Genomic DNA, 18258 nt, shown 5'->3' with positions numbered 1-18258 from the left:
TAGGCTGCGGCGCGCGTTGATGCCCCGCCTGCCGCCGCTGCTCCTCTGTCTCATCGCCCTGCCCTCCCTCGCCCTCGCGGGAGAGGGCCGTCCGTCGCGCGCCGACCTGCAACGGGTGATGGAGTTGCACGCGCGCTCGGTGGTGCGGGTGCGTGGGCCGAAGCAGACGGGCACCGGCGTCATCGTGGGCTCGGCCGGGCAGGTGCTCACGTCCCTGGAGCCGGTGGGCGAGGCGTTCGTCGGGCTGAACGCGGCCACGGTGGAGCATGACGGGAAGGCCCTGCCCGCCCGGGTGATGATGGCCAGCGCGGAGCTCAAGGTGGCGCTGGTGGCCGCGCCGGACGGCACCTACCCCGCGGTGCCGGTGAAGCTGCTGAAGGACGGGGACAGCCTCGTGGGGCGGTGGGTGGTGGGCGTGGTGCCGGCGGCGAAGGGACAGCCCGCGCGGCCCGTGCCGGCCCAGGCCCGCGGCGCTCCAGCGCCCTTCTTCGACGTGCCCCTGGCGCTGCCGGCGGGCAGCCCCGTGTTCGACGCGGACGGACGGCTGGTGGCGGTGGTGGTGCAGCGGCACCGGCGCGGCTGCCGGGTGCTGCCGCTGGGCGCGGTGAAGACGCAGCTCGCCTCGGCGGACGGGACATGAATCAAGCGATGGCGACGCCCTGGCGCCCGAGCGCGGTGCAGGAAGCGGTGGGCCTGTGGGCGGTGGGCTTCCTGAGCATCATCGCCGCCTTCCTCCTCTTCGGAGGAAGCAGCGTCCCCAAGCTGGTGGCCACCGTGGGCTTCCTCTACCTGCCGCTCATCCCCATGCGCTGGCGGGAGGAGGACTACCGGGACTACGGGCTGACGCTGCGCGCGTGGCGCGAGGACGTGCGCCTGTTCCTGGTGCTGTCCGCGATTGTCGGCCCGCTGTTCTTCGTGGCCTTCGCCGGCTTCGTGGAGGTGCTGCCCCACCTGCCCCCTTCCCTGGCGCGCCACCTGACGCCCATGGTGGGCGAGGGCCACTTCAACCCCCGCCTGCCCCCGCGCTTCGGGGAGTGGGTCGTCGACCAGCTCTTCGTCGTCGCGCTGCCGGAGGAGTTCTTCTACCGGGGCTACGTCCAGACGCGGCTGAGGGATGCGTGGCCCCAGGGCCGGCGCGTGCTGGGCGGCAGGCTGGGCCGCGCCTTCTGGGTGACGGCGGTGCTGTTCGCCCTGGGGCACCTGGCCATCTTCCAGGTGTGGCGACTGTCCGTGTTCTTCCCCGCGCTGCTCTTCGGCTGGATGCGCGAGCGCACCGGCACCATCCTCGGCGCCGCCCTCTTTCACGCCGCGTGCAACCTCTACGTGCGCTTCCTGGAGGTGTCCTTCTTCGGAGGGCCGTGAGACGCGCGGGGTCGGAATTTTCGACGCACAGCGGCAACTCTGGCGACGACGGGCCGACAATTCTCTACCCCCGTAACGCCGAGGCCCCCCATGAGCGTTCGCCGCACCGATGGCCCGAAGCCCGTCACCCTCCGTCCCACCACGACTCCCGAGGCTCAGCCCAGGAACGCGGTGAAGCCGGGCACCCCCGCCAGCCCGCGCGCCGTCCAGGATGGCTTCGGCCCCTCCCCGCGCCGCTCCGAGCTGGCCCGCGCGGAGCAGACGCTGACCCCGGTGCCGCCCCGCCCCGGCCGCCTCGCCCTGGACAGCCAGGATGCGCAGAAGGCCATCCAGGCCTCCCTCTCGCACCTGGCCCCGGAGACCGAGTCCCTCACGAGGCAGGCCCCGGCCTTCGCCCCGCGCAACGTCGAGCGCGATGAGCTCGGCATGACGCACGTTCGCCTGGACCGCGTGCACGAGGGCGTGAAGGTCTTCGGCGAGCAGGTCATCTCCCACCTCGACAGGGACGGGAAGGTGACGAGCATCACCGGCGAGCAGTCCACCATCCCCGCGGGGCTCGGCAGCGAGAAGCCCCGGCTGACGCCCGCGCAGGCCATCGACGTGGCCCGCAAGGACTTCGGCGCGAAGCCGGACAAGCAGCCCAACGCCGAGCGGGTCATCTACCAGGACGCCGCCGGGAAGTACCACTCGGCCTACCTCGTGAAGCTGGACCAGATTCAGGGCCAGGAGAACCCGCGCCGGATGAACTACCTGGTGGACGCCAACACCGGGAAGGTCTTCGAGAAGTTCAACGAGATTGACGGCTTCACGGTGTCTCGCAAGGGCACCACCGGACAGGCCGGCGCCACCGCCCCCACCGAGGTGAGCGCCACCGCCACGCCCAAGGCGAAGATCAGCGACCTGGGCACCGTCACGTCGAAGCTGAAGCTGGACCAGGACCTCACCATCGACAAGCTCGCGCTGTCGCTGGACGTCAGCCACTCGTACCGCGGCGACCTGTCCGTCACCCTCACCAGCCCCTCCGGCAAGAGCGCGGTGGTGCACGACCGCAAGGGCGGCGGCGCGGACGACCTCAAGGGCACCTTCGACCTCAGCGCCTTCGCCGGTGAGCCGGCCCGGGGCGAGTGGACCCTCACCGTGTCCGACAAGGCGCGCGGCGACACGGGCGTCCTCAACAGCTGGGGCCTGAAGGCCACCGCCAAGGCGGCTCCGCCTCCGACGCAGCCGCCCGTGGGCAAGGCGGATGACACGTCGCTCTACAGCGGCAAGGTGGACCTGGCGACGACGAAGAAGGCGGACGGCAGCTTCGTCCTGCGGGACTCCACGCGCGGCAAGGGCGTGGAGACGTTCGACGCGAACAACCGCGAGGAGGCCACCGGCCAGACGGACTTCAAGGACACCAACGACGTCTGGGGCGAGTCGGGCGACCCGACGCGCGCCCGCGCCGCGGTGGACGCGCACTACGGCGCCGCGATGACGTACGACATGCTCAAGAACGTGCTCGGCCGCGACTCGCTGGACGGCGCGGGCGAGAAGCTCGTCTCGTACGTGCACGTCAGCAACGGCCTGGTGAACGCGTTCTGGGACGGCCAGAAGATGAGCTACGGCGACGGCGACGGGAAGACGTCCGGCCCGCTCACCGCGCTGGACATCGCCGGGCACGAAATCGCCCACGGCCTCACCGAGCGCACCGCCGGTCTCATCTACCGCAACGAGTCCGGCGGTCTCAACGAGGCCATGAGCGACATCTTCGGCGCGGGCGTGGAGTGGTACGCCGCGCAGAAGAACCCCGCCGTGAAGTTCAACTGGACGGTGGGCGAGACGGCGTGGACCCCGGGCTCCAACACCGAGGATGGCCTGCGCTACATGGATGACCCGAAGAAGGACGGGTACTCCATCGACAACTACAAGGACTACCCGAAGCAGACCGAGGTGCACGGCTCCAGCGGCATCGCCAACAACGCCTTCTACCTGCTGGTGAATGGCGGCAAGAACCGCACCTCCGGCCTGGAGGTGAAGGACGGCATCGGCATGGAGAAGGGGCTGAAGATCTACTACCGCGCCCTCGCCCACTACATGACGCCCAACACCACCTTCGCCCAGGCGCGCGCGGCCTGCATCCAGGCGGCGACCGACCTCCACGGCGCCAACTCGCCGGAGGTGCAGAAGGTGAAGGAGAGCTGGACCGCCGTGGGTGTGAACTAGCGCGCTCGGTCCAAGGGGTACCGGTCCCGGTGGATGACACCGGGGCCGGGGCTCAGGAAACGCCGGACGTGGGGTCCATTCCCGGGGGCAGCCCTTCCACGAGGAGCATCATCGTGTGCGCGCACGTGTGGCGGAGCGCCTTCGCCGCTGCGTACTCGGGAGAGGCCCACCAGGCCCGGGCCTGCTCCACGCTGGGAAACTCCAGGAGGGCGAAGCGCGGCGGCTCCCAGGTTCCCTCGAGCGCCTGCGTCGCGCCTCCTCGCGCGAGGTAGCGGCCGCCGTACCGGGCAATCGACGGCGGCGCGAGCTGCTTGTACCGCTCGTAGGTCTGGGCATCGTGAACCGCGATCTGGACCACCACGTAGGCCGGCATTCGCGGCTCCTTGCGGACGCCTCAGAACACGAACGGGAAACGAACCGGGGCGCCCTGCCCCTGGTGCCTGGGGAAGTTCCAGGCGCGCACCTTCGCCTCGATGCAGCGAGCGAGCGGCGTGCCCTGAATCGACGCGGTCTCGGTGACGACCTCGCCCACCTTTCCGGTGGGAAGGATGCTCCAGCGCACCACCACGCGTCCGCCCTCCTTCGGGGGCTGCTGCAGCTCCCTGGCGCACGCGGTGATGTCTCCCTTGTTGGCGAGCACCACCTCGAAGATGTCGGACTGCGCGAGCTCGGCCGGCGGCTTCGACGGGTCCGGAGGCACGTACACCGTGCGCTCCTTGCGCGCGCTCGCGGCGCCCGGCGGAGGCCCCGACAGCTCGCGGTCGTAGGCCTCGTCGGGCCCCAACGCCGATGCGGACTTCTCCTCGGCGGCCGGCGCCTCATCCAGGCCCAGGTCGTCGTCCGACTCGAACGACGTCTCCGTGACGGCCGGCGGCGCCACCGGGCGCTTCTCCAGCGCGAGCGCGGCGGCGGAGACACTCGGGCGGGCAGCGGGGGCTCGCGACGGCGGGCTCACGGTGGACAACTCCGTCTTCGGCACGGATGGGACGCTGGTGGCGGAAGAGGCCACCGCGCCGCCCGTGGCGGACAGCGCGGGGACGGCCCCGCCCCTGTCGATACCACCCCGCGGCACGAGCGAGGAACCGGCGATACCGCCCGGTACCGCACCCGCTCCAGGGCCCGTCGCGCCGGCCATGGCGCCCACGCCCGCCGCACCGGGGCCCATCGCTCCAGGCGAAGAAGGAGCCCCCGGCACCGCGGCGGTGTTGGCCGCCCCGGGCGCAGCGCCGCCGGCAGCACCTGGCACCACGCCGGAGCCCGGAGCACCCGACACGGCCCCCGGTGCCGAGCCCGTGCCCGTCACGGCGTTCGCGTGCCCGCCGGCAGGAGCCGCGACACTGCCCGGAGTGGCGGGCCCCGCGCTGAGCGTCGCGGAGGGACCGGCCCCGTTGCTTGGGGACAGTCGGGCCAGGAGCGCGCGCCCCTCACCACTTCCCAGCAACGCCAGGACGATGGCGACCGTCACGCCCCCCGAGACTCCGCCCAGGAGCGCGAGCCACAGGACGCCACGCCACCGCACCTCTCCCCTCCCTGCCCCGGGCGCGGTCACCAGCACCGAATGCGTCCCCACCGGGTCCACGGGAGTGCTCCCCACCTCGGAGAAGCCGCTCCCATTCACGGACGGAGCCCCGTGAGCGGAAGCGTGCCCCGCCTCGGTAAAGCCGCTCCCGTGCGCAGACGCGGCCACGGGGGCAGGCATTCCCACCGCCCCGGTGATAGCGCCGAGCACGGGCTCCCGCGTGGACACGGGCGCGGACAGCTCCACGCGCGCGGCCTCCAGGTCCAGCTCCAGAGACACGCCGTCCTCGGAGAGGGAGCGCAGGGCCTCGGCGCCCTTCAGCTCGAAGGATGGGGCCTCGGTGTCCCCGCCCGGCTCGGGCAGCCGCTCCTGGGGAAGCGGCGCCAACGCCTCCGCCAGCTCCGGCACCTGGCACAGCGGCACCCAGGCGCTGAACCCCTCACGCCAGCAGAGCGAGTCCGGTCCCAGCTCCCCCCGCTCCCAGTACCCCTTCAGTGCCTCGAAATCGTGCGGCCCGGAGGCCTGCGCGTCCAGCCCGACGTACCAGGACTGGCACGCCACCTCCTGCTCGCGCACGGCCGACACGAGCGGGCGCCCCCGGTGCAGGCGCTCCGCGAGCATGTCCCCGCGCGAGCGAGGCTCCGCGACGTTCGGAACGATGCGGCTCTTGTCCGTGCGCAGCTTGCCGACGAAAGCATCCAGCTCCGCGTCGGACACGCCATCGAGCACGGGGGCGGCGCCCGCCTCCGCCTCCTCCGAGAGACTTCCCCGGAGGCCTCCCAGGTTGGCACCTGCATCCCCTGAGTTGCCGACCATGCACCCGCTCCTTGCCAGAACCCCACTGACGACCCACACCCCGCACCGCTGACCGTCCCCCAATGGAATGCCCGCGAGCGGATTCGTCAACGGAGAGTCTCTGCGCGGAGGTGGACACGAGGCCCACTCCGCACAGCGCGCCAACGGAAATGTCCGTCCCCATCCTGGCACGAGGCTCTGTCTGTGCGCCGGTCGCGCACAGAGGAGCTCAGTCCGGCACGGCTTCACGAATCATCGTGCGAGCCAGCCTACTCCTTCAGCGCGGCGGTGAACTGGGAGATGGTCTTCTTCGCGTCGCCGAGCACCATCATCGTGTTGGAGCGGATGAAGAGCTCGTTCTCGATGCCCGCGAAGCCCGGGTTGAGCGAGCGCTTGAGGACGAGGCACGTCTTCGCCAGGTCCGCCGCGAGGATGGGCATGCCGTAGATGGGGCTGCTCGGGTTGCTGCGCGCGGCGGGGTTGACGACGTCGTTGGCGCCGACGACCAGCGCCACGTCGGTGGCGGAGAAGTCATCGTTGATGACCTCCAGGTCGAAGAGCTGGTCGTAGGGGACGTTCGCCTCGGCGAGCAGCACGTTCATGTGGCCGGGCATGCGGCCCGCCACCGGGTGGATGGCGTAGCGCACGTCGCAGCCCTGGGCCTGGAGCGCGTTGGCCAGATCTCGCACCGCGTGCTGGGCCTGGGACACCGCCATGCCGTAGCCGGGCACCACGATGACGGAGCGCGCCGCGCGGAGCACCTCGGCCGCCTCCTCCACGCTGCCCACGTTGGGCGCCGGCCCGGCGGGCGTCGCTCCCGCCGTCACGGCCTTTGCCTCCGGCTCCGCACCGAACGCGCCGAACAGCACGTTGGTGAAGGAGCGGTTCATCGCCTTGGACATCATCATGCCCAGCAGGAAGCCGGAGAAGCCGTCCAGCGCGCCGCAGATGATGAGGACGTTGTTGCCCAGCGCGAAGCCCGTGGCCGACGCCGCCAGGCCCGCGTACGAGTTGAGGAGGCAGATGACCACCGGCATGTCCGCGCCGCCGATGGGCAGCACCAGCAGCACGCCCAGCAGCACGCCCAGCGCCGCCACGGCGTAGAAGGCCCAGGACGCCTCAGGCTGGTAGACGAGCAGGCCAATCAACCCCAGCGTGCCGGCGATGAGCGCCATGTTCGACGCGTTCTGCCCCGGGTAGGTGACGGGCTTGCCGGTGATGAAGCCCTGCAGCTTGCCGAAGGCCATGAGGCTGCCGGTGAAGGTGAGCGCGCCGAGCGCCACCTCCAGGCCCGTGGCGGTGACCTGGAGCGTGCTCATCTTCGGGCCGCCGTGCTCCAGGTACTCGACGACGCCCACCAGCCCCACCGCGAGGCCGCCGAACGCGTGCGAGAGCGCGATGCGCTCCGGCATCTTCGTCATCGGAATCCACAGGCCCATGCCCGTGCCGATGGCCGAGCCGATGAGGAGGGCCAGGATGATCCACTCCCACCGGATGATGACGCCGGTCACCGCCACGCCGTACAGCAGCGTGCCGGCCACCGCGGCCACCATGCCCACCTCCGCGAGCAGCACGCCCCGGCGCGCCGTCTGGGCGTCACCCAGGTCCTTCAGGCCGAGGATGAAGAGGATGGACGCGGCGAGGTACAGCAACTGGACGAACGTCTCCGTGGTCGAGAGCGTCACCGCGCACCTCCCTTCTTCTTGAACATGCGGAGCATGCGGTCGGTGATGAGGAAGCCGCCCACCACGTTGATGGTGGCGGCCAGCACCGCCACCGCGCCGAGCACCGTGGACAGCGTGCCGTAGTGGCCACCCGCCGCCAGCAGCGAGCCCACCAGGGAGATGCCGGAGATGGCGTTGGTGAAGGCCATCAGCGGCGTGTGCAAGAGGTGCGGCACCTTGGAGATGACCTGGTAGCCGGTGAAGGCGGCCAGGAAGAACACGTACAGCCCGAAGATGAGCGTCAGGGACATGTCAGGAGGCCTCCTTCAGGGCCACGTCCGCCACGGCCGGGTGGATGATGTCCCCGCCACGGGTGATGAGCATGCCCTTCACGATTTCGTCAGCGGTATCCAGCTTCAGCGCGCCATCCTTGTCGGTGACGTGCGCGAGCAGCTTCTCCAGGTTGCGGGAGAACATGGCGCTGGCGTGCACGGCGAGCTGGCTGGGCAGGTTCCGCTCGCCGATGAGGGTGACGCCGTTGTCCGTGCGGTAGCGCTCGCCGGGACGGGACAGCTCGCAGTTACCGCCCTGCTCCGCGGCGATGTCCACCACCACCGAGCCGCTCTTCATGCGCCGCACCATGTCCGCGGGCAGCAGCACCGGGGCGCGCCGGCCGGGAATCTGCGCCGTGGTGATGACGGCGTCCGACTTCGCCACGTGCACCGCCAGCGCCTCCGCCTGCTTCTTCTTCGCCTCTTCGCTCAGCTCCTTCGCGTACCCGCCGGAGCCCGCGGCGTCTTCAATCTCGATGTTGACGAAGCGGGCGCCCAGGCTCTCCACCTGCTCCTTCACCACCTTGCGCACGTCGTACGCCTCCACCACCGCGCCCAGGCGGCGCGCCGTGGCGATGGCCTGCAGGCCGGCCACGCCCGCCCCCAGCACCAGCACCTTCGCCGGGGGAATGGTGCCGGCCGCCGTCATCAGCATGGGGAACAGCTTCGGCAGCGCCTCCGCCGCGAGCAGCACCGCGCGGTAGCCGGCGATGGTGGCCTGCGAGCTGAGCACGTCCATCATCTGCGCCAGCGTGGTGCGAGGCACCATGTCCAGCGCCAGCAACGTCACCTGACGCTGGGCGAGCTCCCTGGCCAGCTTCGGGTTCGCCATGGGGTACGCGAGGCTCACCAGCACCGAGCCGGGCTTCAGCAGCGGCAGCTCCTCGGGGCCGGGAGGCTGGACTTTGAGCACCAGGTCGGCGGCGGAGTAGACGGCGGAGGCGCTCGATTCGATGCGCGCTCCAGCGGCACGCAACTCCTCGTCGGAGCACTCCGCCCCCAGGCCCGCTCCACTCTCGACCACCACTTCGTGCTTCTTGCCGACGAGGCGTTTCACGCTCTCCGCCACGAGCGCGACCCGCCTTTCGCCCGGCACCGTTTCACGGGGAATGGCGATGATCATGACTGGCAGCATAGGCGAGCTCGCCTGACTGCCTAGTCATCCCACCGATGGCATGGACCTCCGAATTCGACCAAGCCATTGATTTGTAAGGAGAATCCACATAACGCGACGTGTCTTTTTCTGAACAGACCCTCTTCGCGTCATTCCTGGAGCCCCCCCCTGAGCATGCAATTCCGACAAGCCGAATTGCCCCCAAGGACCTGGGCGTCCAGGCGGCTCAGGAGGCCTGCTTGACGCGCGCGGCGTCACGCTGCGCGGCCACCCAGGCCTTCGCCTCCTCCTCGGTGTCCACCATGGCGAAGGGCTTGGTGCCCTGGCGTCCCAGCAGCGCCGCGGCGCGGGTCATCATGTTGGCCATGGTGCGCACGGCGAAGCTGGCGCCGAAGATGACCATCCCCGCGAAGGGATTCGCGTCCGGGCTCTCCCCGATGGCCTTGCGCACCTCCGGGGTGAGGCCGGAGCTCTGCCGCATGTCCGAGACGAGGTAGATGGCGGGGTGATGGACCCGGAGCTCCTCCGCCACGGCGTTCACCTCCGTCATCAGCTTCATGTCGAAGGCGCCCACGGTGACCAACCGCACCGTGTCCGGCTCCTCGAACCACAACTTGCTCAGCCCCATCGTCCACATCGCGCCCATGACGAAGTTCCTCGTGAAGATTGTGTCCGGAGGGAAGGGGTGACTCAGGAAGCCTTCTGCCCTCGAGCGGCCTCGCGCTGCTCGGCGACCCAGGCCTTCGCCTCCTCCTCGGTGGCCACCATGGCGAACTTGTGCTTCGCCGTGCGGCCCAGCAGCTCCCCGGCGCGCACCATCATGTTGACCATGGTGCGCATGGCGAAGCTGGAGCCGAACAGCACCGAGCCCGCGTAGGGCATCAGGTCCGGATTCTCTCCCAGCAGCTTGCGCACGTCCGGCGCCATCCCGGTCCCCTGCCGCGTGTCCGAGATGAGGTAGAGCGTCGGGTGCGTCTTCTTGAGCTCCTGGGCGAGCGCGTTCGACTCCTCCAGCAGCTTCATGTCGTACATGCCGACCGTGACGAACCGCACCGTGTCCGGCTCCTCGAACCACATCCTATGCGGGCCCAGTGACCACACCGTTGTCATGGCTCTGCTCCTTGTCCTCGTCGCGGGTGGACTCAGCGCTGCCGCATCGCGTGCTGGCGCAGGTAGAGGAAGCACTCGCGCAGTCCATCCTTGAGGCTGCCGAGCGTCTTCACCTCGCGCAGGTCCACGCCAACCTGGACCAGCGTCTGGGCAATCAGCGGGCTGATGCCCGTCACCACGCAGTACGCGCCCAGCAGGCGCGCCGCGTTGACCATCTTGATGAAGTGGTTGGCCGTCATCGTGTCCACCACCTCCACGCCGGTGATGTCGATGATGACGCAGCGGGCCTTGCCCTGGACGATGCGGTGCAGGAGCCGCTCGGTCATCTCCACCGAGCGCTGCGTGTCCACCACGCCGACGATGGGCAGCGTGAGGATGTCGTCCCACAGCTCGATGATGGGCGTGGACAAATCACGGATGGCCTCGCGCTGCCGCTCGATGGTGGAGAGCTTCTCCTCCATCTCCCGGTGACTCGTCGCGAGCCGGACCAGCGCATCCTCGTGCTCGCGGCGCGTGGCGGCCAGCTCACGCACGAAGACGTTGAGCGTCTCCTCCAGGGCGGCGAGGTCGTCCTGCTCATGGATGGGGATGGTGGTCCGCTCCGGAGAGAACTCGCCCACGGAAATCATCGACAGCACGTCGATGATGCGGCTGATGCGGTCGGGGTGGACGGACAGCAGGTCAGGCTGCTTGGGCTGGGCGCTCATATATGGGAAGGGGCTTCCTCAGACGGCGGACTTCGGGGGCGTGGGGGAGGACAGGCCGAGCATCTCATCGGCGAGCTGCTGGGCGGCCTCCCGCTCGGCGGCGGCGGAGCGCCCGCCCACCACCTTCACACCGAGCAGCGCCAGGCCCTCTTCCAGCCCCAGCGTCGTCTCCACGTTCTCGAGCTGGATGCCCATGCTCTGGAGCGTGAGGGCCACGTCCGCGCCCATGCCGCAGAGCACGGTGCGGGTGCCCATCAGCCGCGCCGACGCGGCCAGCCGCGCCAGCACCGCGCACAGGTGGCTGTCCACCAGCCACAGCCCGGAGATGTCCACCACCATGCCGCGAGCGCCGGTGCGCTGGATGTCGCGCAGCACGTCCGAGCAGAGCTGCGCGGCCTGCGCGTCCGTGATGTCGCCTTGCAGGGGAACGATGAGGTTGCCCCAGAGGGGGATGATGGGAATGCGCGAGGTCTCGCGCTCGGGTCGGGGGGCGGCCTGAAGGACATCCTCGCTCATGCGGTCTCCACGTCCACCACCATCACGGTGGCGTCATCGGTCGGGCGCCCGTAGCGCTCCATCAGCAGCGCGCAGGCCCCTTCGGGGGGAAGATTGCGGGCGGACTCCAGGTCCAGCCGGAAGCTCAGCCCGTCACTGAAGAGGACGAGCCTATCGCCGGGCACCAGCTCCGCCGAGGCGGTGCGCAGCGAGCGGATGGCCTGGCCGAGGACGCCGGGCGTGGGAATCACCGGCACCCGCGTGCCGCACGTGCGCAGCTCCACGTTGCCCACGCCGCCACAGTGCAGCGTCTTCCCGTCGAACAGGGCCACCATCACCGCCGCGCCCCGGCCACCGCGAAGGGCCGCGTGCAGCGCCTCCAGCACCGGGTCCACCTTCGTGCCGAGCGGAAGTCCCTCCAGGCACCGGACCGCCTCGGCCGCCACCCGCGCCGCCGCCGGACCGTGGCCCAGCGCGTCCACCACCGCCAGCAGGGTGCGCTCGCCCTCCTGGCGCACCAGCGCAACGTCGCCGTTCTGCACCTCTCCCGGCTTGGGGCGCGAGCGGTGGGCGACGGCCAGCCTCACAACCACACCTCGAAGTCCACCAGGGTGCCGTTGGGGCCGGTGCGCACGTCGAACCTGTCCGCCAGCCGCTTGACGCCCAGCAGCCCCAGGCCCATGCCCGTCTTGCTGCGGTACGTGCCCGACAGCACGCGCTCCAGGTCGGGGATGCCCCGGCCCTGGTCCTCCGCGCGCACGCGCAGGAGGCGCCGCGGCGCCTGCTCCGGCGTGAGCTGGATGGTGCCGCCGCCGGCATAGGCAATCTGGTTGCGCGCCAGCTCACTCACCGCCGTGGCCACCTTCTGGCACTCGAAGCCGCGCCCGCCCATCGACTCGCACATCATCCGCGCCGCGAGCCGCGCATGGCTGGCGTCCGACTCCGTGCGCACCAGATAGGTGGTGGCGCGAAGCTCCGGGCCCGCCGCGGGCGCCTTGGGCGCTGGCGCCAGGGGCTTCCCCGGCGCCGCGGGCTGGGTCAGCGTCCGCAGCTGCGCGGCGAGCTGCGGCCTGCGCGCCGGGTCCACGAAGTGGCGGGTGGCGGGCTCCAGCGCCTCGATGACGCGCGGCAGCTCCGCCGCGCCCACCGTCTCCGCGGACAGCCGAAGCGGCTCCAGCGTGCCACGCAACACGAGCCGCGCCGCGGTGTCCGACATGAACAGCTGCAACACGCGCAGCACGTCCGCGCACATCGAACCCGAGCCCCTGCTCACCCATGCCTCCTGTCATCGAGTACCAGCTTCTTGCGGGCGACCACTTCCAGCCCTCCGCCCTCGCGGTTGGAGACGTGCACGCCGTCCGTCAGCCGCATGACGGCCGCGCCGCCCTCGCCCAGGCTCTCGCCCGGCAGAGGCCCGGGACGGCCCTCCCGGCCCATGAAGAGCCGCGACGGGTCCGCCATGCCAGGGCCCCTGTCCCTCGAGCGGATGAAGAGCCACGCCTCTTCCCGCCACAACTCCACCGTTCCGCCCGCGCCCGCGTGGCGCACCAGGTTGGTGGCCAGCTCGCTCACCACCACCGCCACCTCCGCGGCGGCCTGGGCCGTCAGCCCCACCTGCCGCGCGAAGCGGCGCCCCAGGGCGGCGGCCACCGCGGCGTCCGACTTCAGCCGGACTTCCACGCAGAGCGGTGCCTCGGGACCTGAGAATGTGAAAAGTGGGGCCGGCACTATCTATCTCGGGCGGAATTTTTCGATACGATTCCTTAAAAATAGAACACCATTACGCTCGAAATGTAAAGTGGTGCACGTCTCACCCACCACGGCCTACTTCCATCTCATGGAAGTTGGGACTAGTGTGCGAAGTTTTTGGGAATTGGTCCCCGGCTTCACCGACTTCGGGTCGGGAAGCTCGGGTTTGCGGCTTTCGGGGCGGTGCGGCGCCGGGAGCGCCATGGAGGGAGCGGGTGTTCCCCGGGGTTCACGCTCCGTTCAGGTGATGCACCTGCAGGTCGGGGCCGACCACCAGGGTGGAGCCCTGGGGCAGCTCCACCCAGCCCGACGGGCGCTTCAGGTGGCTGGCCACCACCACCGTGCGCCGGCGCCGGTGCGCGCCCACCGCGGGCTGTGTCTCCGGCGTCGCGGACGTCACGCCGCACAGCTCGCACTCCGCCGAGCCCTCCAGCCGCGTGTAGAACAGGGGCTGCTCGCCGAAGCGGCACGCCGCGAGGACGAAGCCGTTGGTGGCCACGAGGTTGAGCGTGGAGGTGCGCGTCACGCCCGCGCCCGCGGCAACCTTCGCCACCTCGCGCGCCGTGTCCGCCAGCAGCCTCCCGGCGACGGCCGCCTCCAGCCTCGGGTCATCCGTGCGGCCCAAATCCCTCAGGTGGCGCAGGAAGAGCGCGAAGAGGACCTCGCTGTCCGTGCCGCCCCGCACCTGCCGCTGCAGGTGGTCCGGCAGCGACGCCATCAGCGGGGCGCGGAGCTGGTCGAAGCCGTTGACGGCCCCCTGGTGCGCGAACAACCAGCGGCGGGCCCGGAACGGCTGGGTGTTGTCCTCCAGGGACAGCCCCACCGGCAGCCGGCCCGCGTGGAACAGCAGCGCGTCGGATTCATGCGGGGGAGCGAGCGAGTCCAGCGTCAGCTCCCCGTCACTGGCGAAGCGCCGCAGCAGCACCTCGTCCTGGGCGTACGCGCCCACCCCCACGGCGTTGGAACGCTGCTCTCCTTGCAGGAGGACCTGGCTGGCGAGCCGGTGAAGCTCGCACCGCAGCAGGTTCGGGTCGGACGTCAGGGCGGCGAAGACGACGGACATAGGCGAGAGAACCCCCTTCCCACTGATAGATAATGACGTCGAAGCCCCCCCTCAAGCCAGCAGGCACGCCCCCTTGGTCCCTCGCTAAGTCCTTGAAATGGCTGGGATTTGAGCGATTGGAATCGTTGACAGCGCCAGGGTTCGCCGCCTAACCTCCGCGCTTCATCGACGGGCCCGGACCGCGGGTCTTCATCCGGAGACGGAATGGCGGACGACATCGCAATCGGCATCGACCTGGGCACGTCCTATTCCTGCGTGGCGGTGGTCCAGGACGGGCAGCCCGTGGTCATCCCCAATGAGTGGGGAGAGACGACGCATGCCTCCTGCGTGTCCTTCCTGGACGACGGCTCGGTGCTGGTGGGCAACGCGGCCAAGAAGAACATCATCACCAGCCCCGAGCAGACGGTCTATTCCGCCAAGCGGCTCATCGGCCGGTACTACTTCTCCGACGAGGTGAAGAAGGCGCAGGCGGTGATGCCGTATCGCATCGTCGAGGGCGACAACAACTCGGTGCGCATCGCCGTGGGGGCGCGGACGTACTCGCTGCCGGAGATCAGCGCGCTGGTGCTCAAGGAGATGAAGGCGGTGGCGGAGACGTACCTGGGGCGGGAGGTGACGAAGGCGGTCATCACCGTGCCGGCGTACTTCAACGACAACCAGCGCCAGGCCACGAAGGACGCGGGCCGCATCGCGGGGCTGGAGGTGCTGCGCATCCTCAACGAGCCCACCGCGGCGGCGCTGGCGTACGGCTTCGGCCGGGACGTCAACCAGCGCATCGTCGTGTACGACCTGGGCGGCGGCACGTTCGACGTGTCGATTCTGGAGATTGGCAAGGACGTGTTCGAGGTGCTGGCCACCGCGGGTGACACGTACCTGGGCGGCGACGACTTCGACGACCGCATCATGACGTGGCTGGCGGACGACTTCCTGGCGAAGACGCGGCTGGACGTGCGGCAGAACAAGTACTGCCTGCAGATGCTGAAGGAGGCCGCGGAGAAGGCGAAGATCGACGTGGGGCAGACGGGCTCGGCGGAAATCCTCTGCCAGGGCATCTGCCAGGACGCGCAGGGCAACGTCATGGACCTGCGCGGCACGCTCACCCAGGACCAGTTCAACCGGATGGTGATGGACCTGGTGCAGCGCACGTTCAAGGTGTGCGACGAGGCGCTGCAGAGCGCGCGGCTGACGGCGGCGGACATCGACGCGGTCATCCTGGTGGGCGGGCCCACGCGGCTGCCCATCATCCGCAACTCCGTGAAGCACTACTTCCAGCGGGAGCCGCTGGAGGGCGTCAACCCGGACCAGGTGGTCGCCCTGGGCGCGGCGCTCCAGTCCCACGCGCTGCTGGACAGCAAGACGGAGACGTTCCTGGTGGACGTCACGCCGCTGACGCTGCGCATCGGCACGGTAGGCGGGTACACGGAGAAGATCATCGACAAGAACACGCCGGTGCCCATCGACCGCTCGAAGGCCTTCACCACCAGCCGTGACGGACAGGAGAAGGTGAAGATCCGCGTGTACCAGGGCGAGTCCAACCGCGCGGACGAGTGCGAGATGCTGGGCGAGTTCGAGTTCTCCGGCTTCCGCATCGGCTACCGCGGCGAGGTGAAGATCGAGGTGACGTTCGAGATCAACACCGACGGCCTGGTGAACGTGTCCGCGTGTGACACGGAGACGGGTCAGAAGACGTCGACGACCATCACCCTGTCGTCCGGAATGACCGAGGCCGACATCCAGAAGTCCATCGAGGCGAACCGGGACACGCGGCTCGCCGGCCACAACACCAACGACCTGCCCGCCGTGGCCCAGTAAGCGGCCCGCTGAACGACGCCGATGTCCCAGCCTTCCGACCCCAGCACCGGCAAGCCGCCGGGAGCCCCGTCCGGGACACCGGCGGCTCCCGCACGCCCCGCCGTCCCCCGGGTGACGGCCGCCGTCCCCGCGGCGCCCGGCGCGCCCGCGACCGCCACGCCCCGCCCTCCGTCCGCGCCGGCTCCGGGTGCCGCGCCCCAGGCTCCACGTCCCCCGCAGGCCCCGGGCGCCGCGCCCGTCTCGCCGCCTCCGGGAACGGCCCCCGTCCAGGCCGCGCCTCCCCATGCTCCGGCCACCGCGGCCCCCGGGGCTCCGCGCCCCACCGTGTCGGTCCCCGCCGTGGGCGCGGCGGGTCCGCAGCAGGCCACCGGCGCCGCGCGTCCCACCGTGCCGGTTCCCGCCGTGGGTGTCGCGGGTCCGCAGCAGGCCGCCGGCGCCGCGCGTCCCACCGTGCCGGTTCCCGCCGTGGGCGCGGCGGGTTCGCAGTCCGTGCCCCCAGCTCGCGCGGCGCCGCCGGCCGCACGCCCCGCGGCTCCGGGTGTGCCGCCCGTGGCGGCCCCCCCGGGCTCCGCTCCCCAGGTGGGCTCCAGGGACGTGGCCTCGGGTCCCGCGCCTCGTGGCACACCAGCCGCCCTGCCCTCCATCACCCCGGCGACCGCGGGCCCCGCGCCTCGCGGTACTCCCGCCGGGCTGCCCTCGGTACAGCCCCCGGCGCCGACCTCCGTTCCTGGCGCGTCGCAGGCCACTCCGGCCGCGACGGCGGCCACCGCCGTGCGCCCCCCGGCCTCGGGCTCCGTTCCCTCCGTGCCTCCGACCACGCCGCCGACCGCCGGCCAGCGTCCGACAGTCACCGGTATCCCGGCGATGCCCACTGCTTCGAGCGCCGTGCCCTCCGCCGCCGCGCAGCGCCCCACCATCAGCGGCATCCCGTCCATTCCCTCCGCGGCGGGAACCACCCCACAGGCAGCCGCCGCGCAGCGCCCCGCTTCTGGCGCCGTGCCCACGGTACCCCCGTCCGGCGCGCCCCCGGTGGCCGCCGCGCAGCGCCCCGCTTCTGGCGCGGTGCCCGCTGTTCCTCCCACGGCCGCCGCGCAGCGCCCCGCCTCCGGCGCGGTGCCCACGGTTCCCCCCTCCGGAGCGCCCCCGGTGGCCGCGGCCCAGCGGCCCGCCTCTGGCGCCGTGCCCGCTGTTCCCCGGTCCGGCGCGCCCCCGGTGGCCGCGGCCCAGCGGCCCGTCTCCGGCGCGGGGACGTCCGCGCCCGCGGCCCAGCGGCCTCTCTCCGGCGCGGCTCCCGTTCCGGGCTCCGGCGCGGCGGCGCGTCCGCCCGTCGCGGCCCCGGCGGCGCCTCGTCCTCCGCCCACGCTCGCCGTGGGTCAGGTGGCGCCGCCCGTTGCCCCGGCCTCGTCTCAGCCGCAGGTCCGCCCGGGAGCGCGTCCCACCGTCTCCCTGCCCGCCCTGGCGCCCGCTGGCTCCGCGCCCCGTCCGCCCCCGGCCGCCGGCCCCGCCGCGCGAGGGACGGCCCCGGGTGTCCCGGGCATCCCGCCCGTGGCCCCCGCCGTCCCCGGAATCGCCCCCATCGTCCCGCCCGTGGCGCCCGCCGTCCCCTCGGTGACCGCGGCGGTGCGTGCTCCGTCGGGCGCCGTGCCCGGCATCGCCCCCGTCGTCCCGCCCGTCACGGCCGGGCTGCCTCCGCCTCCTCCCGCGGCCGCCCTGGCGCCGCCGCCTCCGCCCTCCGCGGCGAAGGGACCGGGCCTGGACGCCCAGCAGCTCGCGGACCTGGAGTCGCGCTGTGCACGGCTGGACCAGATGGACTACTTCGAGGTGCTCCTGCTGGAGAAGACGGCCAGCCCCGTGGACATCAAGAAGGCCTTCTACCGGGAGAGCCGCACGTACCACCCGGACCGCTTCTTCCACGTGGAGTCGAAGGAGCTGAAGGAGCGGGTGCACGAGCTCTACAAGCGCGTCACCGAGGCGTACTACGTCCTGCGCGACGACACGAAGCGCAAGAAGTACGTCACCGACGTGACGGGCCCCGAGCGCGCCCTGAAGCTGCGCTTCACCGAGGCCTCCGAGGCGGAGACGAAGGCCGCCGCCAAGAAGGAGCAGGAGGAGCAGATCGGCACCCACCCCAAGGGGCGCCAGTTCTACCAGCAGGCCCAGAAGGACGCCGAGGGCGGCAACCTGTCCGCCGCCGAGCGCAACCTCAAGATGGCGCTCACCTATGAGCCCGCCAACGCCCGCTACAAGGAGCGGCTGGCGGAGGTGCAGAAGCAGCTCTCGGACGAGTCCAAGGGCAAGGGCGACGCGTTCAAGATCCGCTGACGGCCCCCG

18 protein-coding genes are annotated in these 18258 nt (G+C 71.2%); 5 read left to right on the top strand and 13 right to left on the bottom strand.

The features are described from left to right. Positions 1–19: 19 nt before the first annotated feature. The 3 genes from K8638_RS04085 to K8638_RS04075 all read left to right on the top strand — a co-directional run bounded on the left by K8638_RS04085 (position 20) and on the right by K8638_RS04075 (position 3567). Positions 20–640 carry a serine protease gene (locus tag K8638_RS04085; protein ID WP_223753071.1) on the top strand — a complete coding sequence of 207 codons (621 nt, stop codon included), beginning with the start codon at positions 20–22 and terminating at the stop codon, positions 638–640. After that, positions 637–1362, top strand: coding sequence for a myxosortase MrtX (mrtX, locus tag K8638_RS04080; protein ID WP_223753070.1), 726 nt, complete (start codon positions 637–639; stop codon positions 1360–1362). The genes K8638_RS04085 and mrtX overlap by 4 nt, the downstream gene beginning before the upstream one ends. Positions 1363–1452: 90 nt before the next feature. Then, positions 1453–3567 (top strand): M4 family metallopeptidase, encoded by a 2115-nt coding sequence (locus K8638_RS04075; protein ID WP_223753069.1) that lies wholly within the window; start codon positions 1453–1455, stop codon positions 3565–3567. Positions 3568–3619: 52 nt separating this feature from the next. Here the strand turns inward: K8638_RS04075 and K8638_RS04070 are convergent, their stop codons facing one another. The 13 genes from K8638_RS04070 to K8638_RS04010 form a co-directional block, all read right to left on the bottom strand. Continuing rightward, on the bottom strand, positions 3620–3940 hold the full coding sequence (locus tag K8638_RS04070; RefSeq protein ID WP_223753068.1) for a DUF1330 domain-containing protein: 321 nt from the start codon (positions 3938–3940) through the stop codon (positions 3620–3622). 21 nt (positions 3941–3961) lie between these two features. After that, positions 3962–5902: an AgmX/PglI C-terminal domain-containing protein gene (locus K8638_RS04065; RefSeq protein WP_223753067.1), complete on the bottom strand. Its 1941-nt coding sequence runs from the start codon at positions 5900–5902 to the stop codon at positions 3962–3964. A gap of 248 nt (positions 5903–6150) precedes the next feature. Beyond that, positions 6151–7566, bottom strand: coding sequence for an NAD(P)(+) transhydrogenase (Re/Si-specific) subunit beta (locus tag K8638_RS04060; protein WP_223753066.1), 1416 nt, complete (start codon positions 7564–7566; stop codon positions 6151–6153). Beyond that, positions 7563–7856, bottom strand: coding sequence for an NAD(P) transhydrogenase subunit alpha (locus K8638_RS04055; RefSeq protein ID WP_223753065.1), 294 nt, complete (start codon positions 7854–7856; stop codon positions 7563–7565). Before K8638_RS04055 ends, K8638_RS04060 begins: the two co-directional genes overlap by 4 nt. Before the next feature lies 1 nt (position 7857). After that, positions 7858–9000, bottom strand: coding sequence for a Re/Si-specific NAD(P)(+) transhydrogenase subunit alpha (locus tag K8638_RS04050; RefSeq protein WP_223753405.1), 1143 nt, complete (start codon positions 8998–9000; stop codon positions 7858–7860). A 217-nt stretch (positions 9001–9217) separates the two neighbouring features. Beyond that, a complete protein-coding gene (locus K8638_RS04045; RefSeq protein ID WP_223753064.1) occupies positions 9218–9637 on the bottom strand; it encodes an STAS/SEC14 domain-containing protein in 420 nt (139 codons plus the stop codon). A gap of 44 nt (positions 9638–9681) precedes the next feature. After that, a complete protein-coding gene (locus tag K8638_RS04040; protein ID WP_223753063.1) occupies positions 9682–10101 on the bottom strand; it encodes an STAS/SEC14 domain-containing protein in 420 nt (139 codons plus the stop codon). Positions 10102–10133: 32 nt separating this feature from the next. Further along, positions 10134–10808: an STAS domain-containing protein gene (locus K8638_RS04035; RefSeq protein WP_223753062.1), complete on the bottom strand. Its 675-nt coding sequence runs from the start codon at positions 10806–10808 to the stop codon at positions 10134–10136. Between the two features lie 18 nt (positions 10809–10826). Next, positions 10827–11324 carry an STAS domain-containing protein gene (locus K8638_RS04030; protein WP_223753061.1) on the bottom strand — a complete coding sequence of 166 codons (498 nt, stop codon included), beginning with the start codon at positions 11322–11324 and terminating at the stop codon, positions 10827–10829. Beyond that, a complete protein-coding gene (locus K8638_RS04025; RefSeq protein WP_223753060.1) occupies positions 11321–11890 on the bottom strand; it encodes a SpoIIE family protein phosphatase in 570 nt (189 codons plus the stop codon). Before K8638_RS04025 ends, K8638_RS04030 begins: the two co-directional genes overlap by 4 nt. Further along, positions 11887–12555, bottom strand: coding sequence for an ATP-binding protein (locus tag K8638_RS04020; RefSeq protein ID WP_370643918.1), 669 nt, complete (start codon positions 12553–12555; stop codon positions 11887–11889). Before K8638_RS04020 ends, K8638_RS04025 begins: the two co-directional genes overlap by 4 nt. A gap of 17 nt (positions 12556–12572) precedes the next feature. Beyond that, complete coding sequence (locus K8638_RS04015; protein WP_223753059.1) at positions 12573–12983, bottom strand: ATP-binding protein; 411 nt, start codon at positions 12981–12983, stop codon at positions 12573–12575. 298 nt (positions 12984–13281) lie between these two features. Then, positions 13282–14115 carry a class II glutamine amidotransferase gene (locus K8638_RS04010; protein ID WP_223753058.1) on the bottom strand — a complete coding sequence of 278 codons (834 nt, stop codon included), beginning with the start codon at positions 14113–14115 and terminating at the stop codon, positions 13282–13284. 204 nt (positions 14116–14319) lie between these two features. Between K8638_RS04010 and dnaK the strand changes: the two genes are divergently transcribed. Both dnaK and K8638_RS04000 read left to right on the top strand, forming a co-directional pair. Continuing rightward, positions 14320–15927 (top strand): molecular chaperone DnaK, encoded by a 1608-nt coding sequence (dnaK, locus tag K8638_RS04005; RefSeq protein ID WP_223753057.1) that lies wholly within the window; start codon positions 14320–14322, stop codon positions 15925–15927. 21 nt (positions 15928–15948) lie between these two features. After that, positions 15949–18249 carry a DnaJ domain-containing protein gene (locus tag K8638_RS04000; protein WP_223753056.1) on the top strand — a complete coding sequence of 767 codons (2301 nt, stop codon included), beginning with the start codon at positions 15949–15951 and terminating at the stop codon, positions 18247–18249. The last annotated feature ends 9 nt before the right edge of the window (positions 18250–18258 follow it).

This window comes from Myxococcus sp. RHSTA-1-4 (assembly GCF_020037125.1).
Taxonomy (GTDB): domain Bacteria; phylum Myxococcota; class Myxococcia; order Myxococcales; family Myxococcaceae; genus Myxococcus.
The sequence above is the reverse complement of the archived record's forward strand: the minus strand, read 5'-3'. Positions and strand labels throughout refer to the sequence as shown.